Here is a 23,981-nt window from a genome sequence, read left to right as displayed (position 1 = left end):
CGCTAGCGGCGGCCAAAGAGGATGGCGATGATGCGCAAGAACTCGATGTACAGCCACACGAGCGTGAGGATGAGGCCAAACGCGGCCTTCCACTCGATCTCCTTTGGCGCACCGTTCTTGACCGCGTTGTCGATGAAGTCGAAGTCAGCGATGAGGGAGACGCACGCAATGAGCACGGCGGCGATACCGATGACCACGCCAAGCGGAACCGGGCCAACCATCACATCGGTGCGAAGGCCCCACGCGCTGCCGGAGCTTCCAAAGATCATGTAGCCAAGGTTGAACAGGCTGAATACCAGGTACGCGAGTCCACTGATCATGAGGAAGCGGCGCATCTTTGACGTGTAGCGCACCTTGCCGGAACGGTAAAGCGCGAGCACAACGGCGAAGGTGGCGAACGTTGCCACGAGCGCCTGCAGCCCAGCTCCGGGAACCTCAAAGCGGGTCTCGATGAACGTGGTCAGCGCACCGAGGAAGTAGCCCTCCGTCACCGCGTAGATCGCGATGAGCGCGGGGCTGTTCTTCTTGCGGAAGATGATGACGAGGCTCACCACGAAGGCCACGAGCGCAGACGCGTACATCGCCAGGACGTTGGGAATCAGGTACCCGGGCACAGCCGCGATGAAGGCGCCCACCGCAATGATCGCGGTCTTGGACACCACGCCCTCGTACGTCATGCGGTTGGTCTGCTCTGGCGTTGCCGAAGGCAAGTCAAACTGCGCCTGCAGCTGGTCCGCCGAGACGGGCTGGTTCATCTGCTCAAAGCGCGCGTTCGGCTGGAATTCCTTGCCGGAGCTGAATACTGGGCTGGCCACTGTGCCTCCTTGTATGGGATGCGGAAAGTCTACCGGCGCGCACGAGCCGCAACGTCGGGCCTTTGGGCCGTCATTGGTGCCCCCGGCGGGGCTCGAACCCGCACTGGACCGATTTTAAGTCGGCTGCCTCTGCCAATTGGGCTACGGGGGCGTGCCTAGCCTAGTCAGCGATTGACAGGGCGATGCCGTCGAGGATGTCGTGTTCGCTCGTGGTCACCGTAGCAATAGGCCTGCCCGACGCTTCGGTCGCCTCGGCAACAGCCGTCACCACTTCTCGCCACACCAGGGCGCCCGCGCCGATCGCCTCCACGCGGCCGGGGTGCATGAACGGCAGAGCGGCGCGCTCCTCGTAGGTGGCCGCGATGAGCTGATTGCATGACGCCACCACGGCCTCAACTGAGAGTACCGATCCGTGAATCGCCTCAGGCTCATACCGAGGCAGCCCAAGCGCGTTCGCCGTGACCGTCGTGATGGAACCCGCGACCCCAATGAGCGTTGCGGCCTCGCCAATCGGCACTGTTGCCGAGGCCACGGCGAGCGCTGCGCGAACGTCGGCCACAGCGTCGGCCCGCTGCTGCGGGGAGGGCGGGTTGGCCGTCAAGTGCCGCTCGGTGAGGCGCACACAGCCAACGTCCATCGAGTAGGCGGCCTCGAGGTCGCCGCTGCCGAGCGCGAGCTCGGTAGAGCCGCCGCCGAGGTCCACCACCAGGTACGGCCCGGGGGCGCCCACCACGGATGACACCACGCCGCGGAAACTGAGCGACGCCTCTTCGTGGCCGCTGATCACCTCTGGTGTCACGCCAAGCCGCGACCGCACTCCCTCGAGGAACACCTCGCGATTGCGCGCATCCCTGGTAGCGGAGGTCGCGACGAAGCGGACGCGCTCAGCCCCCAGGGAGCGGATCGTGTCCGCATAGTCGTCGAGCGCCGCGAACGTGCGCTCGAGCGCCTCGGCCGCAAACTCGCCGGTCTTGTCCACGCCCTGACCCAGCTTGACGACACGCATCTCTCGCGTGAGGTCGGTGAGGCGGCCGTCAGCGACGTCGGCAACGAGCAGGCGGATGGAGTTGGTGCCGCAATCGATCGCGGCCACGCGGGTCACTCCGCCGCTCCGGGCGCATCGCATGTGCAGCGGTCCTGGCGCCATTCGTCGCGAATGAGATCCAGGGCCTGGTCACCGAACGGGTTGACTCCGGGCCCCGCGGCGAGAGCGTGTCCAACGAGCACGTGCAGGCACTTCACCCGATTGGGCATTCCTCCAGCGCTGATGCCGTGAATCTCTGGCACGTCACCTAACTCGTAGCGCTCCTCGAGGTAGCGCTCGTGGGCCGCGGCGTACGCGGCCGCAAGGTCGGGATCGTCGGCGAGGCGCTCTTGCATCGCCGCCATGGTTCCGGTCGCTTCGAGCGTCGACACCGCCGCCACCGCTCCCGGATGCGTCAAGTAGTACTGGGTGGGAAAGGGCGTCCCATCGGGAAGCCTTGGCGCGGTGCGGACCACCACCGGATTGCCGCACACGCATCGGGCGGCAATCGCGAGCACCCCGCGCGGCTCGCGGCCAAGTTGGGCGTGCAACGTGGCGAGGTCGGCATCCGTAGCTGGCGTCAAAGGCACCAAGGAAGTCTACGACGAGGAGTTACGGGGCAGGCTCAGGAGTCGCCGTGGGCGCGCTGCCGTCGTCGGTGCCATTGCCCGCCACCTCAATCGAGTCCCACAGCGTGTTGTACCAGGGCTTGACCGCAGTGGTATCGACGTCCTTGATGGCCCCCGACGCAGGCTCCTTGGCGTCCTGCACCAGCTCTGGATCCACCACGCGGTATGGCGTCTCACCAGGGAAGACGTAGGCCAGACGCTCTCGCGCCTGGGCCACCACGTACGCGGGATCGTCCCACCTGGCAACGTCGTCCGTAAGGTCATCCACCTGCTGTTGGGCCTGGTCGCGCTCGGCGCGCAACTGACGCAGATTCTCTTGCTGGTTGAAGTACACGCGCAGCGAGGGCAGCAGCACCGCAAGCGCGAGCACCACCACGATCGCCAGCACCCCCGTGCGCCAGCTCAGCGCACCAAGCAGGGAGCCGCGCGCGCCAACCGCCTCTATCCGCGGCTTCGCCTGCGGCGTGGTCCTGCCGGGCCCGGAAGGCCCCCCAGGGCGAGTCTTCGCGGGAGCCTGGCCGGAGCGTCGGGCAGGCTTTGGCACACCGGCCGACGGCGTGGTCGGCGCTCGCCCAGGCGTCACCTTGCGCACGGGCGCACCCGGGCGGCGGGCGGCGTCGTTTGCGGTGCCGCGAGACGCCGAAGGGCGCGGCGCACCAGGACGCTTGGGGGCAGACATGCCCTCATTGTCCCGGCGAGCCGCGCCCTTCTTAGGCGTTGCTAACCGCGAGTCTGGAAATTACTTCCCGTACTTGCGGGGGAACGCGGACTTGCCGGCGTAGACGGCGGCGTCGTCCAGGTCCTCTTCAATGCGAAGCAGCTGGTTGTACTTGTTGATGCGCTCGCCGCGGGCGGGGGCACCCGTCTTGATCTGACCCGCGTTGTAGGCGACGGACAGGTCAGCGATCGTGGTGTCCTCGGTCTCACCTGAACGGTGGGAAACCATCGCGGTGAAGCCAGCGCGCTGGGCGAGGGCCACGGCGTCGGAAGTCTCGGAGAGCGAGCCAATCTGGTTCACCTTGACGAGCAGCGAGTTGGCCGCCTTCTCGTCGATGCCCTTCTGCAGGCGCACAGGGTTGGTGACGAAGAGGTCGTCGCCCACAATCTGCACCTTGTCGCCGATGTCGGCAACCAGCTGGCTCCAGTCGCCCCACTCGTCTTCGGACAGCGGGTCCTCGATGGAGACGATCGGGTAGTCGTTCACGAGCGCCTCGTAGTAGCGAATCATCTCTTCGCCGGTGTGGGGGCGACCCTCGAACTGGTACGCACCGTCCTTGAAGAACTCGGTGGACGCCACGTCCATCGCGAGCGCGAGGTCCTCACCAGGGGTGAAGCCGGCCTTCTCGATGGCAACAAGAATGAGATCAAGCGCCTCGCGGTTAGAGTCGAGGTTGGGCGCGAAGCCGCCCTCGTCGCCAAGACCCGTGGAAAGCCCGCGCTCCTTGAGCACCGCCTTGAGAGCGTGGTACACCTCGGCACCGGTGCGCAGTGCCTCACGGAAGTTCTGCGCGCCAACGGGGGCGATCATGAACTCCTGGACGTCCACGTTGGAGTCCGCGTGCGAACCGCCGTTAAGGATGTTCATCATCGGCACGGGAAGCACGTGGGCGTTGGGTCCACCGATGTACTTGTACAGGGCGAGGTCGGCGCTGTCCGCGGCGGCCTTGGCCACGGCGAGCGACACACCGAGGATCGCGTTCGCGCCCAACTTGCCCTTGTTGTCGGTGCCGTCGAGCTCGATCATGATCTTGTCGACGAGGCGCTGGTCGGTGGCGTCGAGGCCAACGACCTCGGGGGCGATGACGTCGATGACCGCGTCAACCGCGCCCTCAACGCCCTTGCCAAGGTAACGGCCCTTGTCGCCATCGCGACGCTCAACGGCCTCAAATGCTCCGGTGGAGGCGCCGGACGGGACCGCCGCACGCGCGAACGTGCCGTCCTCCAGGGCTACCTCAACCTCAACGGTGGGATTGCCGCGCGAGTCAAGAATTTCGCGGGCGCCTACGGCCTCGATGCTGGCCATGATGCTCCTTGGGTTGTTGGTGGGGATTCCGATTCGAGTCTAGTCATGCCGAACCGACGGTGCGCCGCGACGAAAGTCCCCCACGAGCGGGGTAGTGCTCGCCTTAGGACGCCGAGGTGCCGCGGTCAAACCACGGGCGTTCCGTGTCCGCGAAGGCGTTCACGTTCTGGTACTCGACGAAGCTGAACTGGGTGCCAAGCTGCTGGTTCTCTGCGGACTGCATGGCGGCCTGCACGGACGCGATGAGCGTGGACGTTGAGTAGTCGCCGCTGCGCGGGCTCACGTCCGCCTCGGCCTCAACCTTGTCCGAGATCTCGGTGAGCGTCTCGAACGTGGGATCGACATTCACCACCACGTACAGCGCAAGGATTCCCTGGGTGGCCGCGATCATGTCGTCGCTTGGCTCCCCCTGCTGACCCTTGAAGGCGATCCATTGATCCGCCTGGGACTCGGCGAGCGACCACGTCACGGGATAGCCAAGCTCCTTGCACTTCGCCAGGAGGTCTTCCTTGAGCAGTTCGATCGTCAGAATCTGACGACGGTTGGCGACGTCGGTGCCTTTGGTGTCGTCAAGCCAGGCCTGGTAGATCTGGTCGATGTTCGCGTTGGTGACGGTGACGTCCTCGTAGGTCGCCGCGACGCCAGGGGCGCCGTCCTGTCCCGGAGGGGCACACGCCGTGAGCGTGACAGTGATGAGGGCCGCGCCCACGAGGGCTGCGCGCGTAAATCGCATGGGTCACATCCTAATCGGGCCACATCGCGGCGATGACGCCGCGTACCCACTCGAGAACGGGCAAGCCCTCTACCGCGCTCCCACCAACCCGCGAGGTCTTGGGCGCGGGGATCAGCACCTGCCGCACGGCGGGCTTGATGTGGGTGCCTGGGTAGAGGCGGCCCACGCGCATCGCGGCCGAGTCCGGCAACTCCACCGGCGAGAAGCGCACGTGGGTGCCTTGGCTGACAACGTCGTGGATGCCGTGCGCGCGCAACTCGATCCGCAGGGTGGCGACCGCGAGAAGGTTCTCCACCACCTCTGGCAGGCTCCCGTAGCGGTCGGCGAGCTCTTCGCGGACCGCTGCGAGCGTGTGGCCGTCTGCAGCGTCAGCGATCTTTCTGTACGCCTCCAAGCGAAGGCGCTCGTGCTCGATGTATTCCTCCGGGATGTGCGCATCGATCGGCAGATCCACGGTCATGGGGGCGCGTTCGGGCTCGCCCTCGCCGCGGAAGTCCGCAACAGCCTCTCCCACCATGCGGATGTAGAGGTCAAAGCCAACGCCCTCGATGTGACCTGACTGTTCGGAACCCAGCAGGTTGCCCGCTCCCCTGATTTCCAGGTCCTTCATCGCCACGGCGGCTCCCGCGCCAAGGTCGGTGTGGGCCGCGATGGTCTGCAGGCGATCGTGGGCCGTCTCGGTGAGCGAGCGATCCGGCGGGTACAGGAAGTACGCGTAGGCGCGCTCGCGCCCACGCCCAACGCGGCCGCGCAGCTGGTGCAGCTGTGAGAGCCCAAACGTGTCAGAGCGCTCCACGATGAGGGTGTTTGCGTTGGAGATGTCGAGGCCCGTCTCCACGATCGTGGTGCACACAAGAACGTCGTAGCGCTTCTCGTAGTAGTCCACGATGACCTGTTCAAGTTGCTTCTCGCTCATCTGGCCGTGGGCCACGGCAACGCGCGCCTCCGGCACCAGCTCACCGATCTTCAGGGCCGCGCGCGTAATGGTCTTCACCGAGTTGTGGATGTAGAAGACCTGACCGTCGCGCAAGAGCTCGCGGCGGATGGCTGCGGCCACCTGGGCGTCCTCGTGCGGGCCCACGTACGTGAGGATGGGGTGGCGGTCCTCCGGCGGGGTGGCGAGCGTCGACATCTCGCGGATTCCCGTGATGGCCATCTCGAGGGTTCTGGGGATGGGTGTCGCCGACATCGCGAGGACGTCCACGTCGGTGCGCAGCGCCTTGAGCGTCTCCTTGTGCTCCACGCCAAACCGCTGTTCCTCGTCGATGATCACGAGGCCAAGGTTCTTGAACCGCACCTGACCAGTGAGGATGCGGTGGGTGCCGATCACGAGGTCGATGGTGCCGTCCGCGAGGCCCTCGACCACCTGCTTGGCCTCGGCGTCCGTCTGGAATCGGGACAGCGCTGCGACCTTCACGGGGAACGGTCCAAAGCGATCGCTGAACGTGTCAAAGTGCTGCTTTACCAGCAGCGTCGTTGGGCACAGGATCGCCACCTGGGTGCCATCCTGAATGGCCTTGAACGCCGCGCGCACCGCGATCTCCGTCTTGCCAAAGCCCACATCGCCGCAAATCAGGCGGTCCATGGGGATGGGCTTCTCCATGTCCCCCTTGACCTCGTCGATGGTGCTGAGCTGGTCCGGCGTCTCGACGAAAGCGAACGCCTCCTCTAGCTCTCGCTGCCACGGCGTGTCCGGCCCAAACTCGCGGCCCTTCGTCGCCATGCGCGCGCTGTACAGGCGAATGAGTTCGCTCGCGATCTCCTTGACCGCCTTGCGCGCGCGGCCCTTGGTCTTGGCCCAATCGGCGCCGCCCATGCGGCTCACCGACGGCGCCTCGCCTCCCACGTACTTGGTCACCAGATCCAGTTGATCCGTGGGGACGCTGAGCCGGTCACCCGGGCCCCCACGCTTGCTCGCCGCGTACTCGATGACGAGGTATTCGCGCTCCGTGCCGCGCACGGTGCGCTTGGTGAGTTCCACGAAGCGGCCAATGCCGTGTGTCTCATGCACCACGAAGTCGCCGGGGCGCAACTGCAGGGGGTCCACCACATTGCGGCGCTTGCTCGGCACGGCCACCTTGGGACCGGCGGCGGTGGCTGCCCGGCCGGTGAGGTCGGACTCGTTGACGATGAGCAGCTTCGCGCCGGGAAGCTGGAAGCCGCGCCCGGTGACGTGGGGCACTATCTGGACCACGCCGTCGGGCATGGGGGCAGGCCCGACGCTGGGTACCACCTGTGCGGCAAGGCCCACCTGGGCACATTGCTCGGCGAGGCGAGCGGCGGAGCCCGTGCCCGCCGCAGTGACGACGACGCGCCAGCCGTCCGCGAGCCGGGTGGCGAGGTCGCGCAGCGCGGCCTCGAGCCGGCCGCGAGCGTCGTCGAGAACCGCGAAGCCTGCCTCCTCGCCGCCGCCGAAGGGGCCGATGGTCTGCCACGACATGCCGCGCTCGGATGCGTGGTCCTGCACGTCCGCGAGGGCAGCGAAGGATCCGTCAGAGGGTTCCAACGGGGACTCGGCGCCGGCCGCGGCGCTGACCCAGGCCGCGGAAAGGAACTCTGCGGCCGTCCTGGCAAGATCGTCCGCCCGCCGGGCAAGGCGCTCCGGCTCAACCGCAACAAAGCGGGTGGTAGCAGGCAGAACGCTCGGCAGGAGGTCGAGGTGGTCAACGAGCACGGGGATGAGCGACTCCATGCCCTCCACGGCGTGACCGTCCGCGATGCGCGTGAGGATGTCTGCGGCGGCGGGGGCATCGGGAATGAGGGCCTGCGCGCGGCCACGCACCTCTGCCGTCAGCAGCAGCTCGCGGCACGGCGGGGCCCACAGCACCGGCACGGGCGCGAGCGAGCGCTGATCAGCGATCGAGAAGGACCGCAGCGAATCCACCTCGTCGCCGAAGAACTCGATGCGAATGGGGTGCGGATCCGTGGGCGCGAACACGTCGACGATGCCGCCGCGCACCGCGAACTCTCCCCTGCGCTCCACCATGTCCACGCGCGTGTACGCGGCACCCGCTAGGTTGGCCGCGAGCTCCGTGAGGTCCACGCGGTCCCCCACCGCGAGGCGCACGGGGGTCAGGTCCGCGAGGCCAGGGACGAGCGGCTGTAGCACCGCTCTCAACGGCGCCACCACTACCTGCAGCGGCGCGAGCCCAGCCTCGGCGGCCGCGGTATCTGGGTGGACCAGTCGCCGCAGGGTGGCGACGCGCTGCGCAACGGTGTCCGAGCGCGGGCTGAGGCGCTCATGCGGCAAGGTCTCCCACGAGGGGAACCGCGCCACCGTGGCGGGGTCTAGATAGGCGGCAAGGGAGGCCTCGAGCGTCTCCGCATCGTTTGAGGTGGCCACCACGGCGACGATGGGCGCGCCGCCGGCGGCCGCGGCAATGAGTGGGGCCGCCGCGACCGCAGGGGCCACGATGTGTTCGGCGCGAGGGTTCGGCAGGGTCGCTAGCAGGGCCGCGAGAGGGCGGCGTTCCTCGTTCACGGGCTGCGTCATCCAAAGCCTCCGGGGCATGCCAAAAATCCGGAAAAACCGGCACGGCCATCCTAATCGCCACCGCCGACACCGGTCCCCGCACCCCTCACCCCCGCCTCCACCTGGTTTAGGCAGCTCACACCTACCAGATGGAGAAATTTGGCTTCATCTAGGCAGCTCAGTGGTACTCGCACGCGGACACCGCGCGAGTGTTGCCATCGCGAGTCGCGAACACCGAGTACCACTGAGCTGCCTAGACCAGGGCGTATCGCGCCAACTGGTAGCACTGAGGTGCCTAAACCCGGTGGGTGGGTTGCGGCGGCGTGGCTGCTTCGGTGGGCGCTCCTAGACTTGGGGCATGGCGAGCGCGTTCGATGAGGCGGAGAGCCTGGTCCGCGACTTCGCCCGCCGCACCAACCTCCAGCTCGCTGGCCGGCCCTTCCGCGTCACCCGGCCCGACGCTGTGGGCACCTCCCTGCGCGGGCTCCTCGTGGCATTGGGGTGCCGGGAGCTTGGAGCTGGCCAGGAGGCGCCGGGCATGATCGAGTTCGGGGACGGCGTGTTGCTCGATGGGGTGCCGATCCCCGACCGCGGCGACGCGGCTGGGCGCATCGACTTCGCCGGAGACCATATGCCCGCCGCGCGGGCGATCGCGGACGGACTTGACCTCAGCGGGCTCAGCATTGGCGTGGCGATGATGCTCGAACCCAAGACCGCGAACCTCGCGTTGCTGCTCGCGAGCGCGGGAGCCGACGTCGCCGTTTACGCCCACCCTGACGAGACAGACCCCCAGGTGGCCGAGGCACTCCGCGAGCGCGGCATCGCCGTGGACGCCGACGCCTCGCTCGCAGGCGAGGCGGAACGCGCCGCCGCGCTTGCGTGGCTTAGCCGCGGCTTTGACGTGGTGATGGATGACGGCTCCCACCTCATCCGCCTGGCCCATGAATCCGCTCCGGAGCAGGTGGAACGCTGGATTGGGGCGTGCGAAGAAACCACGAGCGGGCTACGGCCGCTACGCGCGATGGACTCGCTGGGCCTTCTCAAGACCCCAGTTGTGGCGGTCAATGACGCCGAGACCAAGACGAGCTTCGACAACCGCTACGGCACCGGGCAGTCGTGCGTCTTTGCGATCGCGGACGTGCTGGACGGCGCAGGAATCACGGTGCGCGATCAGCCCGCACTCGTCATTGGGTACGGGCCCGTAGGTCAGGGCGTTGCCGCACACTTGCGAGCGCTTGGCGCGACCGTCCGCGTCGCCGAACAGGATCCGGTGCGCTCGCTACTCGCGATTCATGACGGCTACGACGTGGGCTACGCGAACCTCCTGGCTCAGGACGCCCTCGTGGTCTCCGCCACGGGCGTGCGCGGCACCGTGACGGAGCGCATGGTGCGGATCGCTAGAGCCGTTGCGGTGGCGGGAGGCGTGCCCCACGAGATCGCGCTGGACGGCGCGGAGTTCGAGCCCGTCGCGCCACACCTTGATCGCCTCGGCGACACCCTGGTGCTCGACCGCGGCGGCTGCATCAACATCACCGCGGCCGAGGGCAACCCCATCGAGATCATGGACCTGAGCTTCGCTACGCAGCTCGCGGGACTTGAGTTTCTCCTCAAGGAACGGCCAGGAATTGGCGTGCACCCCATCCCCAACGATTACGTGGCCGCGGTCGCAAATGCCGCCCTCGCCGCCCGCGAGATCAATGCCGCCCCGGCCCCAGCGTCGGGCAGCGATGCCGACTGGCGTTCTGCGAGGTACCGATGACCGTCACCCTCTACACGGCAGCGCTCGTGGTTCCGGTGACCGCGCCGCCCATTCCCGATGGCGCTGTCGCCGTCAAGGGCGGGCGCATCCTGCACGTTGGCGATCGCCGCTGGGTGGCCGCGACGCTCGCCGAGCGGGGGCTCGCGTTCGAGGAACGGCAATGGCGCGGCGTCCTCACGCCGGGACTCGTCAACGCCCACACGCACCTGCAGTACTCGCACATGGGCGAGGTTGGACAGGGCCGCTACCAGGGCTTTCCCGACTGGGCCAAGGCCTTCAACCCCGTCTATGAGCGCGGTTCTGACTGGCGCAAGGCGGCCGCGGACGGCGCCACCCAACTGCTCGCCGCCGGCACCACGGCGGCCGCAGACGTGGTCACGGACCCCGCCGCAGCGAGCGCACTGCACGACGCCGGCTTGCACGGCATCGCCTACTGGGAGGTCATGGACTGGACCAATGACGCGTGGATGCTTCGTGGCCGCGCGGAGGTCGAGGCCGCCCTCGATGCGCTCCCCGCGACGCCCGGCACCGGCCTGTCGCCACACGCTCCGTACTCCCTGGAGATCGTGCCGCTGCTCGACATCCCGGACATCGTCCGCGAGCGCGGCTCGCGCATCCACATCCACTTGGGCGAGCACGCGATCGAGCAGGAGCTCGAGCACACGCACCCCGATCCCTGGCACGGCAAGGGCGTTGGGAGCCTGCGCGAATTGCGCGACGCCGGCTACGGCACGTCGGCCACGGAGTACGTGGATCACCTTGGCGTGCTCGGCCCCGATTGCCACATCGCCCACGGCGTCTACCTGTCCGCGAGCGATCGCGCGATCTTGCGCGCGCGCGGCTCCGCGGTGGCGCTGTGCCCGCGCTCAAACGACATCATCGGCCTTGGCGAGCCCCCCGTTGCCGCGTATCTCGAGGAGGGCAGCTTCATCTCCGTGGGCACCGATTCGCTCGCCTCGTCGCCGTCGCTCGACCTGCTGGGTGACGTCGCTGCGCTCTTTGAGATTGCCCGACGGCAGGGTTACCACCGCGCCGACCTCGCCGAGCGCTTGCTCGCCGCCGCAACGCTTGGCGGGGCGCGCGCGATGGGGCTGCACCTTGGGCGGGACCGCACCGGGTACCTCGCTGTGGGCGCTCGGGCGGATCTGGCGCTGTTCGACGTCCCCGTCACCACGCCCGGCGCGGCAATCGACGAACTCGTGAGGCACGGAGAGGGCCGCGCCGCCGCCACGATCGTTGGCGGAAAGGCGCTGTATGCCAGGGAGGATGCGTGGTAATCCCGGAGACCGCCGCGTCGCTGGGCCTCGAGCCACACCCGGAGGGTGGCTGGTTCCGCCGTATCTACACGTCTCGCCTTGGTGTGGCCACCGACGCCGGCGAGCGCCCCACCGCCACGTGCATCCACTACCTGCTCACCCCCGGGGACGAGTCCGCGTGGCACGTGGTCACGAGCGATGAACTCTGGCTGTGGCACGGCCCGGGCACGCTCGAACTGGCGCTGGGGGGAGACTCAACTGGCCCGTCGGGCAACCCGACGCTTGTGCGCCTAGGCGGCAAGGTCGCCGAAGGCGAGGTGCCCGCCTGTTTGGTGCCCGCCAACACGTGGCAGGCCGCGCGTCTAGCGGGAGCAGAGGAGTGCCTCGTGAGCTGCATGGTGAGCCCCGGATTCGACTTCGCTGATTGGCGCCTCGCGTAGCCCATATACTGGCGTAGCCGCATTCGCGTCAAAGTCCATCAATTCACTAGGAATAACTATGTCTCTGTCAAAGAAATTCCGCGGCGCGGCCGTTGTCGTCGCCGTGGCTGCCATGGCCCTGACCGGCTGCTCGTCGTCGGACGACGAGACGACCAGCGCAGCGCCCACCACCTCTGGCGATGCCGCTCCTGCGCTCGAAACCTTCACCGAAGGCAAGCTCACGATCGCCACCGGCGAGCCCGCGTTCTCCCCCTGGGTGCTGAACGACGCACCCGAATCCGGCGAGGGCTTCGAGGCCGCCGTGGCTTACGCGGTTGCCGAGGAGCTCGGCTTCGCCAAGGAAGACGTGGTGTGGGTGCGCACCCCCTTTGAGTCCGCTATCGCCCCTGGCCCCAAGGACTGGGACTTCAACATCCAGCAGTTCTCGATCACCGAGGACCGCAAGGCGGCCGTTGACTTCTCGAGCCCGTACTACACGACCAGCCAGGCCGTCCTCACCACCGAGGGCTCCAAGGCCGCAGGGGCCGCGTCCATCGCGGACCTCACCGACCTCACGGTTGGCGTGTCCACCGGTAGCACCTCGTACACCACGGCCGTCGCTCAGCTTGGCGAGGACCACGTGCAGGTGTTCAACACCAACGACGACGTGGTCGCCGCTCTGACGGCCGGCCAGATCGACGCCTTGGTGATCGACTTGCCAAGCGCGTTCTACCTGCGCGACGCGGTGCTCGATGGCGGCAAGATCATTGGCCAACTGCCCGACTCGACCGAGGGCGGCGACCAGTATGGCCTGCTCCTCGCGAAGGACTCGCCTCTCACCGCAGCCGTCACCGCGGCAGTCGACGCGCTCACCGCCGATGGCACGCTCGCGGCGCTCGAAGAGCAGTGGCTCAACAACGCTGAGAACGTCCCCGTTCTGCAGTAGCCCGTAAATTACTGATATGCCGACGGTCGAGACTTGGGAGCCCAGCGCTCTCGAGCTCGACCGTCGGCGTTATCGCAAGAAGTCGCTGCGGCGATCGGTGCTGGTGTCTATCGCCTCCACCTTAGTGTTCGCGGCGATCATCGCGATTGCGCTCATCAACTCCCCCGGGTGGGACGCGGTCAAGTCGCAGTTCTTCAACGTCGAGATCGGCACCAAGTACTTTGGCGCGATCCTCAAGGGACTGTGGCTCAACATCCAGGTGCTGTTCTTCGCATCCATCGGGGTCGCGATCTTCGGCACCCTGCTCGCCGTGCTGCGTTCGCTACGCGGCCCTATCTTCTTCCCCGTGCGTGCCCTCGCAGCCGCCTACACCGACCTCTTTCGTGGCGTGCCGCTCATCATCGTGCTGTACCTCGTGGGCCTCGGCATTCCCGCCCTTGGGATCTTTCCGCGACTACCCAACTACGTGTGGGGCACCATCGCAATCGTCCTCACGTACTCGGCGTACGTGAGCGAGGTGTTGCGCGCCGGCATGGAGGCGGTGCACCCGTCGCAGCGCATCGCCGCGCGTTCGCTCGGGCTGTCGCACGCACAAACTCTTCGCCTCGTGGTCATCCCTCAGGGCCTGCGCAAAGTGACCCCTGCCCTCATGAACGACTTCGTGTCGATGCAGAAAGACGTGGGCCTCATCTCGGTGCTTGGTGCTGTGGACGCCGTGCGCGCGGCCCAGATCGCAACGAGCGTCACCTACAACTTCACGCCCTACGTGGTGGCCGCGCTGCTGTTTGTGGCGATCTCCTTCCCCATGATTCGCCTCACCGACCGCGTGAGCGCCCGCATGGCAGGGCGCGAGCAGAACTCGGGCACCGTATGAACGTGCTGCAGGTGGAGGGCGTCCACAAGTTCTTCGGCGACAACCACGTGCTGCGCGGCGTGGACCTGACGCTCAACCAACACGACGTCGTCGCCCTCATCGGCGCCTCGGGCTCCGGCAAGTCAACGCTGATGCGCGTCGTCAACCTCATCGAGCGCGTCGACGACGGCCGCATCATGCTTGGCGGCGACGACATCACGGACCCCCGCATCAAGGCGGACACCGTGCGGGCGCGAATCGGCGTGGTCTTCCAGCACTTCAACCTTTTCCCCCACATGAAGGTAGTGGACAACGTCACCTTGGCCGCGCGCAAGGTACACGGCATGGAGCCCGATGCTGCGCGCGCCAAGGCGGCCACCCTCCTTCAGAGGTTTGGGCTTGGGGAGAAGCTAGACGAGTTCCCTGATCGCTTGTCCGGGGGCCAGCAGCAGCGGGTCGCGATCGCACGCGCGATCCTCACGGACCCCGAGTTGCTGCTGCTCGACGAGATCACCTCAGCGCTCGATCCCCAACTGGTGGGCGAGGTGCTTGACCTGGTGCGCGAACTCAAGGCCGAGGGCTCCACCATGCTCATGGCGACCCACGAGATGTCTTTCGCACGCTCCGTCGCGGACCGCGTGGTCTTTATGCATCACGGCGTGATCCTCGAAGAGGGACCGCCGGAACAGGTCTTTGGCGACCCCGTGCATGCCGAGACCAGAGACTTCCTGGCACGCGTCACGCATAGGTGAGTGAGCGTCGGGCGGTGTGCTGCCCGGCCCGCCGCCGGCCCGCTCCCTCCCCGAATGGGTCGTGAGTCCGGCTATTCGAGCCCATAACCGGACTCACGACCCATTCGGCGGGTGGGGCTTAGGCGCGTTGCGGTGCGGGGTGGGATGCGGCGGGCTCAGGACGGGCTGTGCCAGCGCTGCTGCGCGGCCTCGAGTCCCAGTTCAAGCACGGACTCCACCGCATCGGCGGCATCCACGATCAGCAGATCCAGCTCCTTGCGCTCCACCGAACTAAAGGGCTTGAGCACATACGTCGCGGCGTCCATGGACCCAGGCGGCCGCCCAATCCCCACGCGAACCCGCACGTAATCGGGGGTTCCGAGCGCCTTGGTGATGTCCTTGAGCCCGTTGTGCCCACCGGAGCCGCCGCCGCGCTTGAGGCGCACGGTGCCAAAGGGGATATCGAGCTCGTCGTGGATGACAATCACGTCCTCGGGCGCCACGGATTGGTACTTGGCGAGCGAAGACACGGGACCGCCGGAGAGGTTCATGTACGACATCGGCACGGCGACAACCACGCCGGAACCACCAACCCGCACCGTCGCGTTGCGCGTGCGCGTCTTGCTCTGTGGCTTGAGCGCGGCGCCGCCGCGGCGCGCCAGCTCGTCGGCGACCATCTGGCCGACGTTGTGGCGGGTCCCCGCGTATTCCTCGCCCGGGTTTCCCAGGCCTACGACGATGCGACTCACGCTGACATCTTCCCGGACAGACGAACGCCCGGCCCGCCAACGAGCGGCGAGCCGGGCGAACATCGGAACAGTTACTCGGAGGCCTCGGGAGCCTCGGCAGCCTCGGCGGCTTCGCCCTCGGCGGCGGCGCCACCCTCAGCGGCAGCCTCCTCGGCCTCGTCGGCAACAGCCGCACGTGGCACGGCGATGTTCACAACGATCGCGTCGGGGTCGGTGACGAGCTCAACGCCCTTGGGCAGCTCGATCTGGCCAGCGGTGAGGTTGTGACCCTCCTCGAGACCCTCGATGTTCGCCTCGAAGCCCTCGGGGATGTGGGTGGCTTCGGCGATGACCTGCAGCGTGGTGTGGTCCTGGATGTGGATGGTGCCGGGGGCGGACTCGCCAACAACGTGCAGCGGCACGTCAACGGTGATCTTCTCGCCCTTCTTCACGATGATGAGGTCGATGTGCTCGATGATGCGCTTGACCGGGTCACGCTGCACGTCCTTGGCGATCGCGAGCTGCGAGTCCTTGCCGAGCTCGATCGTGAGCAGCGCGTTGGGGTGCTTGAGCGCCATCGCGGTGTCGTGCGCGGGAAGGGTGACGTGCACGGGGTCCGTGCCGTGGCCGTAGATGACCGCGGGAATCTTGCCGGCGGCACGCGCGCGACGCGCAAAGCCCTTGCCGAACTCGGTGCGCGCCTCGGCGGCGAGCGTCAGAGCGTCAGACATCTGAGTTCTCCTCGTAATAGACGGATGGGGTCCAGGGCAAGGCAGGCACTCTCGCATCCGCCGCGTCGATAACGCAAAGGTCGTGAGACCCCGCCTCGCCGAGGAACCTGAAAAGTATACCGGTAACTGCTTGCGAGAATCACCCCAACCTTTTTGGAGGGTTCCTGCGTCATAGGGGCACAACGAGGAAGGGCAGACATGGCTTGGGAACCAATGCTCAACGAGCTGGCAACGCAGCGCAGCGGCAGGCTGCTCGCGTTCGCCACGATGCTCGCGGGCCCCAGCGCAGCCGACGACCTGGTCCAAGAGGCGGTCATCGCGACCTTCTCTCGCGGCCGCGGCTTCGCGAGCGTGGCACAAGCGGAGCAGTACGTGCGCAGGGCGATTGCCACGCGCTACATCGACTCCGTGCGCAAAGATTCGGCACGGCGCTCTGCGGAGCAGCGGGCGGCTCTCGCCCCCGTCATGCCCGACGCTACGGCCGGGTTGGGGGCCGACGCGCAGGTTGACGCGGCGTTGGCTTCGTTGGCCCCGCGGGTTCGTGCATGCGTGGTGCTTCGGTACATGGAAGACCTCTCGATCCGCGAGACCGCGCACGTCCTTGGGCTGAGCGAGGGCACCGTCAAGCGCTACGTCGCGGACGGCCTCGCAGTGCTCAATGCGCGGCTAGGCACCACCACCCCAGACGACAACTCGCTTGCCCCAGTGACCACCACGGAAGGAGGAGCGCGATGAGCGACATCCGCGACGTGCTCCAGCACCGCAACGCCAACCTCGCGCAGTCTCTGCGCAACACCGACGAGTTTGACCTTGGCTCCGCTGCGGGAACCATCAAGCGCAAGCGAGCAGTGCGAGCCACCTTCGTGGGTGCCGCCGCCACAGTGGCCGCCGTGGCCGTGGCAACGGGAGCGTGGGCCGGGTACTCGGCCCTCACCGTGGGCCCGGCGACGTCGCCGAGCCCCTCAGCCACGCCGTCGGGCAGCGACAGCGCCAGCCCGAGCGTGACGCCTACGCCGCAGGGGCCTATCGAGCGGCTCACCTCGGCGAGCGATGCCGAGCGGCTTGACTTGGCCGCGAACCCGCGGACCGGCGAGACCTGGGCTACGCCAACGGAGTTCGTGACGGACCTGGACGTGGTGGACGACGAGTACTGGGTGCTTGCGAAGGTGGGCAGTCACGACGGCGCGGACATTGTGGCCGTGGCGCCGAGGTACTACGAATGGTTCTCGGGAGGCCGCCCCATCGCGGCGCTCATCGAGTTTGAGGGCAACGAGGCGCGAGTGATCGAGTGCCCCATGCCGATCGAGGGTGAGTTGTGCTCGCAGATCCCCGAGGACTTCTTTGGTTCCGATGTGCAGCTCGACGCCGACACGTTCTACGACTCCCTTGCCCTGCCCTCGCAGGTGATGACCGTGGGCGGCCAGACGGTGGCAATCGGCACCGACGCCCCGCTGGGCGACGCGAGCGCGTGGACCGATCTGGTGACGCAAGACCCCGACTACTCCACCAACCCGTGGGCAGATGCGGTTGACGACGCATCGCTCGGCAATTCGCAATCGGCTCTTGTGAGGGCGTATGGCACTCCGGCCGTGACCGCGCTCGCAGCGTACGACTACGCGATCCGCACGCCCTTCGGCTCGTACGTGCGGCTGCTCGAGGAAGGCATCTCCGGGTTGGACGCCGCCGGGTTCGCGTGGGACGACGGCGCTCCCGTCGAGCTGTACGACCCCATTGCCTGCGCCGACTGGGGAGAGGGCGCCTGCCCCGACCGCTGGCTCTCCGCGGAGCAGCGCTGCTACCCACTCGCTGTCACCGAGGACCCCGCGCGCAAGGAAGCCGATTGGGTGGCGGCGGGAAAGACGTCCGACGGCCGGGTCGCCTACCTGCCGAAGGCCGGCGGGAACGCGGTGGCAGAGTCGGTATATACGACGATGCGAGACAGCTCGTGGGATCTCGAAGGCGATGCGCCCAACTACCCGTACACCTATGAGGAGTTCCTTGAGGCGCGCTCCGTGATCGAGTTCCAGCTCGATGACGGGCGCTGGATCGTGGCCCTGTCGGGCGCGGCCAGGAACAACCCGTACGAGTGCGCGTGAGGCCTACACGTTCCCGTTGAACAGGCTCGTCACCGAGCCGTCGTCGAAGACCTCCTTCACCGCGCGAGCGATGAGGGGGGCGATCGACAGCACAGTGAGCGTGTCAAAGCGCTTGTCGTCGTCGATGGGCAGGGTGTCCGTGATGATGACCTCGGAGATGCGGGAGTCGCGCAAGCGATCCACGGCGGGGCCAGACAAAAGCCCGTGCGTTGACGCCACGATGACGTCCTTGGCCCCGTTCTCGAACAGCGCCTCCGCGGCCTGAACGATGGTGCCGCCGGTGTCGATCATGTCGTCTACCAGCACACACGTACGGCCCTCGACCTGGCCAACCAGCTCGTGCACCTTCACCTGGTTGGGCACAGAGGGGTCGCGGCGCTTGTGGATGATCGCGAGCGGGGCCCCCATGTGGTCAGACCACTGGTCCGCGAGGCGCACGCGCCCCGCGTCCGGGGACACGATCGTGAGGTTGCCAGGATCCACGCGAGAGCGCACATACTGCGCGAGCATCGGCATCGCCCACAGGTGGTCCACGGGACCGTCGAAGAAGCCCTGGATCTGCGACGTGTGCAGGTCAACCGACATGATCCGGTTGGCGCCCGCGGTCTTGAACAGGTCCGCCATGAGGCGCGCGCTGATGGGCTCGCGGCCCTTGTGCTTCTTGTCCTGCCGCGCATAGCCGTAGCACGGCATGATCGCCGTGATGGAGCGGGCAGAGGCGCGCTTGAGCGCGTCCACCATGATGAGCTGCTCCATGATCGCCTCGTTGATGGGCGCCGCGTGCGACTGCAACACAAAGCAGTCCGTGCCGCGCACGCTCTCCCCAAAGCGCACGTACAGCTCGCCGTTCGCGAACGTGTACGCGGTGGTTGGCAGCAGGTCGATATCCAGACCCTTCGCCACCGCCTCCGCGAGCTCTGGGTGGGCACGCCCTGCAACAAGCACCAGTTGGCGCTCACTCGGGCTCGAGATTACGGCGTTCATGCGTCTCCCTTGGTGGCGGCGGAGGAGTCACGTTCGTGTGCGGCGCGGGCGGCCTGCGCAGACGCAGTTCCCGGCCTGCGCGCCTCGACCCAGCCCTCAACGGTCTGCTGGGGGGCCGAGTTGCGAGCCATCGCGCCTGGCGGCACGTCCTTGCGGATGATCGCGCCCGCGCCCGTGTAGGCGCCATCGCCAACTGTCAGCGGCGCGATAAGCGTGTTGTCGGAGCCGATTCGCACGTGGCTGCCCACGGACGTCTGCGCCTTGCCCACGCCGTCGTAGTTCACAAAGATCGTGGCCGCGCCAATATTGGTGTGCTCGCCGATGGTCGCGTCGCCAACGTAGCTGAGGTGCGGCACCTTGGTGTGCGCGCCGATCATCGCGTTCTTGGTCTCCACGAACGCGCCAATCTTGCCGTCCGCACCAAGCACTGTGCCCGGCCGCAAGTACGAGAACGGACCCACCGTGGCGCCCTCGCCAATCACGGCGAGCTCGCCATGGGTGCGGATCACCCTGGCATTGGCGCGCACCTCAACGTCCTTGAGGGTGGTATCCGGCCCGACGCTGGCGCCAGTGGCAATCGACGTGGCACCAAGCAGTTGGGTGCCTGGGTAGACCACCGAGTCGGGCTCGAGCGTGACGTCGGCGTCGATCCACGTGGTGGTGGGGTCGACGATCGTGACGCCTTCACGCATCCACTTCTCGAGGATGCCGCGGTTGAGCGTGGCGGCAGCCGCGGCGAGCTGAACCCGATCGTTGACGCCTTCGGTGGCCGCAGCGTCAGGCGCTACGAAGGCGCCAACGCGCCCACCTGCCTCCCGCACAATCTCCACCACGTCCGTGAGGTACATCTCGCGCTGCGCGTTGTCCCGGCCAACGCTCGCGAGCGCGGTGCGCAGCGCGTGGGCGTCGAAGGCGTAGATGCCGGCGTTGATCTCGTCGATCGCAAGTTCCGCGTCGGAGGCGTCCTTGGCCTCGACGATGCGGAGCACCTCGCCATCGGTGCCGCGGATGATGCGGCCGTAGGCGCCGGGATTGGGCACGCGAGCGGTGAGCATCGTGACGGCGTTGCCGCCTTCGCCGTGGCCGGCTGTGAGGGCCGCGAGCAGGTCGCCGGTGACGAGCGGGACGTCGGCGGACGTGACGAGGACGATGCCCTCGGCCTTGACATCGCGAGCAGGGGCACCCGTGGTGCCCGCGGCGACGACGCCCGCCATCGCCGTGGCATCGAGAACGCTGAGCCCGCAATACACCGCGCGGCCCGTGCCAGGGATGTCGTCTTGATCTGCGATGAGCACGCCCGGCGACACAGCGGTCGCCTCCGCGGCTACCGCGTCGCGTTCGTGGCGGACCACAACGACGAGGCGGTTCGGCTCGAGGTGGTTTGCGGCAACAACCGCGTGGTGCAACAGGGAGCGCCCGGCGATCGAGTGCAGCACCTTGGGAGTCGCGGAGTTCATCCGAGTGCCCGCTCCCGCCGCGAGAATGATCACGGCGGAAATCTGCTGACCGCTCACGGTCCTCCCTTGCGGTGCGCTGTTAACTCGGTGCTTGGCTGTAGCGCCATTCTAGACGCGGCACGTGAGGCGCCGGAGCGCTCCGCCCACAGGATTCGAACCTGTACCGCAAGGCTCCAAAGGCCTGCATGCTGCCGTTACACCAGAGCGGAAGGTAGCCGCACAGTTGGCGGCGCCTGCGCGCAAGTCTGCCAGTATTCACGGCAGACTAAGACCGTGACCACTGAGCAGCGCCGCGTTCCGCGCTCCCGCATGACCGCTCGCGAGCGGCGGGAGCAGTTGCTGGACGTCGCTCGCGCACTGTTCGCCGAGAAGGGCTTCGAGTCCGTTTCCGTGGAGGAGATCGCCGCCCGTGCCGACGTCTCCAAGCCCGTGGTCTACGAACACTTTGGAGGAAAAGAGGGAATCTACGCGGTGATCGTTGACCGCGAGGTGTCCGCTCTGTTGGGAGCTCTGACCGACGCGCTATCAACCTCGTCGCACCCTCGCCAGATGGTGGAGAGGGCGGCGCTGCAACTGTTTGAGTACATCGAGAGTTCGCCTGACGGCTTCCGCATTCTGGTGCGCGATTCGCCCGTGGCGCAGGCAACTGGCACGTTCTCGTCACTCATCGGTGATGTGGCGACCCAAGTAGAAGGCTTGCTTGCCGCCCAGTTCCGCCGCCGTCGGCTTGATCCGTCAGTGGCGCCCATCTACTCACGGATGCTTGTGGGGATGGTGGCCCTCACCGGCCAGCACTGGGCCGAGGTGCGCGAGCCAGCAAAGGAAGTGGTTGCCGCGCACGTGGTGAACCTTGCGTGGAACGGGCTGTCGACGATGGAGAAGAGCCCTGTCATGCCCGAGGAGCAGGGCGCGGACCTGTCAGAGGAGCCCGAGGACGGCTAGCCTGCTCGTGTGGCGCCGCTGGGGCGCCTTCGAGAGGAGAACGCCTTGATCAAGGGCTTCAAAGACTTCATCACTCGCGGCAACGTTGTTGACCTGGCCGTCGCGGTCGTCATTGGTGCGGCGTTCACCGCGGTCATCAACTCGGTTGTTGAGGGGCTCATCAACCCGCTTATCGCCGCGATCTTTGGCAAGACCGATCTGTCCAAGGTGGGTGCATTCACCATCAACAATGCGGACTTCAGCATCGGCCTCGTGCTCAACGCACTCATCTACTTCCTTGCCGTTGCTGCCGTGATCTACTTCCTCGTGATCACGCCGCTCAACAAGCTCGCAGAGCGCCGGGCGAAGGACGAGCCCGCCCCCGATGAGGCAGTCTCCCCCACGGAGATCGAGCTCCTCACGGAAATCCGCGACGCGCTCAAAGCTCAAGAGAAGTAGCTCACCCCGATCACCCCTCCACACATCGCGATCGCCTCTCCACACAAAGTCCCTGATTTCGTGCCCCCGAGGCCCGGATTCGGGTCATTTCGACCCACTTTGTGTGGAGGGGCACTTCGCGTGTGTGGAGGGGTGATCGGGTTAGGCGAGCACTGTGGCGCCCGGCGCCGGGCCGGACGCAGTGATCACCTGATCTGCCACGCCAAGCGCCCGTAGGTGCGCGGCAATCGCGAGCGCGTGTTGCGCGTTGCGCGCAAGGGCCGCCACGGTGGGCCCGGACCCGGACACGATCGCGCCGCAGGCGTCGGCCGCTACGGCCGCGTCAATCACGTCTTGAAGATGCGGCGCCAGCCCAATCGCGGGCACCTGCAGGTCGTTGATCAGCGCCGCCCCAAGCGCGTTGGGATCGCCCGCGATGAGCGCCTGCATCACGAAATCGCTGATGATGGGGTCACCCATGGGGAAGACGAGGTTCGCGCTGTAGGCGTCGAACTCCTCATAGACCGCTCTCGTGGACAGCCCAAGGCGCTGCGTCGCGAACACCCAGTGGAACGTCCCGTGCGTCATCGCGGGCGAGAGCCGATCGCCGCGCCCAAGCCCCACAGCCGTGTGACCGGCGAGCGCGAAGGGCACATCGGAACCGAGCGTGGCCGCAATGTCGGCGAGCTCCTGCCGCGAGGCGCCCGTTTCCCACAGCTCCGCGCACGCCACAAGCGCCGCTGCGGCATCAGCGCTGCCGCCGGCCATCCCTCCGGCCACCGGAATGCCCTTGACCACGGTGAGGTCCGCGCCCTCGTCGAGCCCGTACGCCTCCGCCACGGCCCTCGCAGCACGGATGGCGAGGTTGCTGTCGTCGGCTGGCACCCCGCTCACGTCAATGCCATTGCCCGACCCTGTGGTCACCGTAAAGCGCCCGTCTTCCCGTGAGCGGGCGGTCACCAGCTCGTAGAGATCTACGGCTTGAAACACGGTGGCGAGAGGGTGGTAGCCGTCTTCGTGGACGGGACCCACGGCGAGTTGCAGGTTGACCTTGGCAGGCGCCCTGACCGTGACTTCACGGGGAGTGGGCTCTGCGTTCATGGGTTCAGCCTGGCAGATGGGCGGCGATGGCGGCAAAGTCCTCGATCCGCAGCTGCTCGCCACGGATCAGCGGATCAAAGCCACACGCCAGCAGCGCGGCCTCCGCCGCGGCGGGTGAGCCAAACACCCCGGCGAGTGCCCCGCGCAGCGCCTTCCGGCGCTGCGCGAACGCCGCATCCACCACAGCGAACACCCGCTCGCGCGGGACAGAGGTGGCGGGCGGGTTGCGGCGCTCCATCAGCACAAGAGAACTGTCCACGCGCGGCACGGGCCAGAACACCGCGCGGCCCACCTCTCCGGCCTTGCGCACGGAGCAGTACCAGGCGGCCTTCGCCGAGGGGATGCCGTAGGTACGAGATCCGGGAGGGGCGGCAAGACGATCGGCGACCTCTGACTGCACCATCACCAGCACGCGCTCCAGAGTCGGGAACGTCTCGAGGAAGTGCAGGATGACCGGCACGGACACGTTGTACGGGAGGTTGGCAACGAGCAGCGACGGCGGAGGATCGAGCGAGGTCACGGTGAGCGCGTCCGCGTGGATCACCGTGAGCCGTTCGGCATCTTCGGGAGCGCGCGCGGCCACCGTCGACGGCAGGGCCGCCGCGAGCTTCGGATCAATCTCCACGGCCGTAACCACTGCGCCCGCTTCCAGCAACGCGAGCGTCAACGAACCCAGCCCTGGCCCTACCTCAACGACGGAAGCCCGCTCAGCCCCAGCGTCGGGCCGCTGCACCCCAGCGATGCGCACGATGCGCCGCACGGTGCCGGCGTCGACGACGAAGTTTTGGCCCCAGCGTTTGGTGGGTGAGGTGCCGAGCGACTCGGCGAGCGTGCGAATGTCGGTGGGACCTAGAAGGTCAACCAA

Annotated in this window: 23 protein-coding genes and 2 tRNA genes; 10 read left to right on the top strand and 15 right to left on the bottom strand. The window is 67.3% G+C overall.

Annotation, left to right across the window (positions count from 1 at the left end; translation table 11 throughout):
• Nucleotides 1–2: 2 nt before the first annotated feature.
• From QM618_RS04245 to mfd, 8 genes are all read right to left on the bottom strand, one after another.
• Nucleotides 3–815 (bottom strand): Bax inhibitor-1/YccA family protein, encoded by an 813-nt coding sequence (locus QM618_RS04245; RefSeq protein WP_428095213.1) that lies wholly within the window; start codon nt 813–815, stop codon nt 3–5.
• A 74-nt stretch (nt 816–889) separates the two neighbouring features.
• Nucleotides 890–966: transfer RNA gene (locus QM618_RS04240), tRNA-Leu, on the bottom strand.
• A gap of 9 nt (nt 967–975) precedes the next feature.
• Entirely contained in the window at nt 976–1,917 is a 942-nt protein-coding gene (locus tag QM618_RS04235; RefSeq protein WP_428095212.1) for an exopolyphosphatase, read from the bottom strand.
• The gene (locus QM618_RS04230) at nt 1,914–2,429 is read right to left on the bottom strand and encodes a DUF501 domain-containing protein (protein WP_428095211.1); all 516 of its coding nucleotides are present in this window, start codon (nt 2,427–2,429) and stop codon (nt 1,914–1,916) included. Before QM618_RS04230 ends, QM618_RS04235 begins: the two co-directional genes overlap by 4 nt.
• A gap of 22 nt (nt 2,430–2,451) precedes the next feature.
• Entirely contained in the window at nt 2,452–3,147 is a 696-nt protein-coding gene (locus QM618_RS04225; RefSeq protein WP_428095210.1) for a septum formation initiator family protein, read from the bottom strand.
• 60 nt (nt 3,148–3,207) lie between these two features.
• Nucleotides 3,208–4,491 carry a phosphopyruvate hydratase gene (gene eno, locus QM618_RS04220; protein WP_428095209.1) on the bottom strand — a complete coding sequence of 428 codons (1,284 nt, stop codon included), beginning with the start codon at nt 4,489–4,491 and terminating at the stop codon, nt 3,208–3,210.
• Between the two features lie 103 nt (nt 4,492–4,594).
• A complete protein-coding gene (locus QM618_RS04215; RefSeq protein ID WP_428095208.1) occupies nt 4,595–5,224 on the bottom strand; it encodes a hypothetical protein in 630 nt (209 codons plus the stop codon).
• Nucleotides 5,225–5,234: 10 nt separating this feature from the next.
• Nucleotides 5,235–8,717 (bottom strand): transcription-repair coupling factor, encoded by a 3,483-nt coding sequence (gene mfd, locus QM618_RS04210; RefSeq protein WP_428095207.1) that lies wholly within the window; start codon nt 8,715–8,717, stop codon nt 5,235–5,237.
• Nucleotides 8,718–9,054: 337 nt separating this feature from the next.
• On the opposite strand from mfd, the gene QM618_RS04205 reads away from it, so the two are divergent.
• Genes QM618_RS04205 through QM618_RS04180 form a run of 6 tightly spaced genes read left to right on the top strand, consistent with a single transcriptional unit; the run spans nt 9,055 to nt 14,681 of the window.
• Nucleotides 9,055–10,455 carry an adenosylhomocysteinase gene (locus QM618_RS04205; protein ID WP_428095206.1) on the top strand — a complete coding sequence of 467 codons (1,401 nt, stop codon included), beginning with the start codon at nt 9,055–9,057 and terminating at the stop codon, nt 10,453–10,455.
• Nucleotides 10,452–11,732 carry an amidohydrolase family protein gene (locus tag QM618_RS04200; protein WP_428095205.1) on the top strand — a complete coding sequence of 427 codons (1,281 nt, stop codon included), beginning with the start codon at nt 10,452–10,454 and terminating at the stop codon, nt 11,730–11,732. Before QM618_RS04205 ends, QM618_RS04200 begins: the two co-directional genes overlap by 4 nt.
• Complete coding sequence (locus QM618_RS04195; protein ID WP_428095204.1) at nt 11,726–12,151, top strand: cupin domain-containing protein; 426 nt, start codon at nt 11,726–11,728, stop codon at nt 12,149–12,151. The genes QM618_RS04200 and QM618_RS04195 overlap by 7 nt, the downstream gene beginning before the upstream one ends.
• A 58-nt stretch (nt 12,152–12,209) precedes the next feature.
• Nucleotides 12,210–13,076: an ABC transporter substrate-binding protein gene (locus QM618_RS04190; RefSeq protein ID WP_428095203.1), complete on the top strand. Its 867-nt coding sequence runs from the start codon at nt 12,210–12,212 to the stop codon at nt 13,074–13,076.
• A gap of 16 nt (nt 13,077–13,092) precedes the next feature.
• Entirely contained in the window at nt 13,093–13,950 is an 858-nt protein-coding gene (locus tag QM618_RS04185; RefSeq protein ID WP_428095202.1) for an amino acid ABC transporter permease, read from the top strand.
• On the top strand, nt 13,947–14,681 hold the full coding sequence (locus QM618_RS04180; RefSeq protein WP_428095201.1) for an amino acid ABC transporter ATP-binding protein: 735 nt from the start codon (nt 13,947–13,949) through the stop codon (nt 14,679–14,681). Before QM618_RS04185 ends, QM618_RS04180 begins: the two co-directional genes overlap by 4 nt.
• A 155-nt stretch (nt 14,682–14,836) precedes the next feature.
• Here the strand turns inward: QM618_RS04180 and pth are convergent, their stop codons facing one another.
• The gene (gene pth / locus QM618_RS04175) at nt 14,837–15,409 is read right to left on the bottom strand and encodes an aminoacyl-tRNA hydrolase (RefSeq protein WP_428095200.1); all 573 of its coding nucleotides are present in this window, start codon (nt 15,407–15,409) and stop codon (nt 14,837–14,839) included.
• Nucleotides 15,410–15,480: 71 nt separating this feature from the next.
• Nucleotides 15,481–16,119 (bottom strand): 50S ribosomal protein L25/general stress protein Ctc, encoded by a 639-nt coding sequence (locus tag QM618_RS04170; protein ID WP_428095199.1) that lies wholly within the window; start codon nt 16,117–16,119, stop codon nt 15,481–15,483.
• A gap of 198 nt (nt 16,120–16,317) precedes the next feature.
• Between QM618_RS04170 and QM618_RS04165 the strand changes: the two genes are divergently transcribed.
• Both QM618_RS04165 and QM618_RS04160 read left to right on the top strand, forming a co-directional pair.
• Nucleotides 16,318–16,854, top strand: coding sequence for a sigma-70 family RNA polymerase sigma factor (locus QM618_RS04165; RefSeq protein ID WP_428095198.1), 537 nt, complete (start codon nt 16,318–16,320; stop codon nt 16,852–16,854).
• Nucleotides 16,851–18,215, top strand: a complete 1,365-nt coding sequence (locus QM618_RS04160) for a hypothetical protein (RefSeq protein ID WP_428095197.1) — start codon at nt 16,851–16,853, stop codon at nt 18,213–18,215. The genes QM618_RS04165 and QM618_RS04160 overlap by 4 nt, the downstream gene beginning before the upstream one ends.
• Nucleotides 18,216–18,218: 3 nt before the next feature.
• Here the strand turns inward: QM618_RS04160 and QM618_RS04155 are convergent, their stop codons facing one another.
• The 3 genes from QM618_RS04155 to QM618_RS04145 all read right to left on the bottom strand — a co-directional run bounded on the left by QM618_RS04155 (nt 18,219) and on the right by QM618_RS04145 (nt 20,865).
• A complete protein-coding gene (locus tag QM618_RS04155) occupies nt 18,219–19,199 on the bottom strand; it encodes a ribose-phosphate diphosphokinase (protein ID WP_428095196.1) in 981 nt (326 codons plus the stop codon).
• Nucleotides 19,196–20,713, bottom strand: coding sequence for a bifunctional UDP-N-acetylglucosamine diphosphorylase/glucosamine-1-phosphate N-acetyltransferase GlmU (gene glmU / locus QM618_RS04150; protein WP_428095195.1), 1,518 nt, complete (start codon nt 20,711–20,713; stop codon nt 19,196–19,198). The genes QM618_RS04155 and glmU overlap by 4 nt, the downstream gene beginning before the upstream one ends.
• Before the next feature lie 80 nt (nt 20,714–20,793).
• Nucleotides 20,794–20,865: transfer RNA gene (locus tag QM618_RS04145), tRNA-Gln, on the bottom strand.
• Nucleotides 20,866–20,965: 100 nt separating this feature from the next.
• On the opposite strand from QM618_RS04145, the gene QM618_RS04140 reads away from it, so the two are divergent.
• Nucleotides 20,966–21,598, top strand: coding sequence for a TetR/AcrR family transcriptional regulator (locus tag QM618_RS04140; RefSeq protein WP_428095334.1), 633 nt, complete (start codon nt 20,966–20,968; stop codon nt 21,596–21,598).
• 9 nt (nt 21,599–21,607) lie between these two features.
• A complete protein-coding gene (gene mscL, locus QM618_RS04135) occupies nt 21,608–22,036 on the top strand; it encodes a large conductance mechanosensitive channel protein MscL (protein WP_428095194.1) in 429 nt (142 codons plus the stop codon).
• 141 nt (nt 22,037–22,177) lie between these two features.
• Here the strand turns inward: mscL and QM618_RS04130 are convergent, their stop codons facing one another.
• Complete coding sequence (locus tag QM618_RS04130; protein WP_428095193.1) at nt 22,178–23,116, bottom strand: 4-(cytidine 5'-diphospho)-2-C-methyl-D-erythritol kinase; 939 nt, start codon at nt 23,114–23,116, stop codon at nt 22,178–22,180.
• 4 nt (nt 23,117–23,120) lie between these two features.
• Complete coding sequence (gene rsmA / locus QM618_RS04125) at nt 23,121–23,981, bottom strand: 16S rRNA (adenine(1518)-N(6)/adenine(1519)-N(6))-dimethyltransferase RsmA (RefSeq protein WP_428095192.1); 861 nt, start codon at nt 23,979–23,981, stop codon at nt 23,121–23,123.

Origin of the sequence: Demequina sp., from assembly GCF_049841215.1 — a bacterium.
Classification (GTDB): domain Bacteria; phylum Actinomycetota; class Actinomycetes; order Actinomycetales; family Demequinaceae; genus Demequina.
Note: the sequence above shows the minus strand (reverse complement) of the source record. Positions and strands in the feature narration are given on the sequence as shown.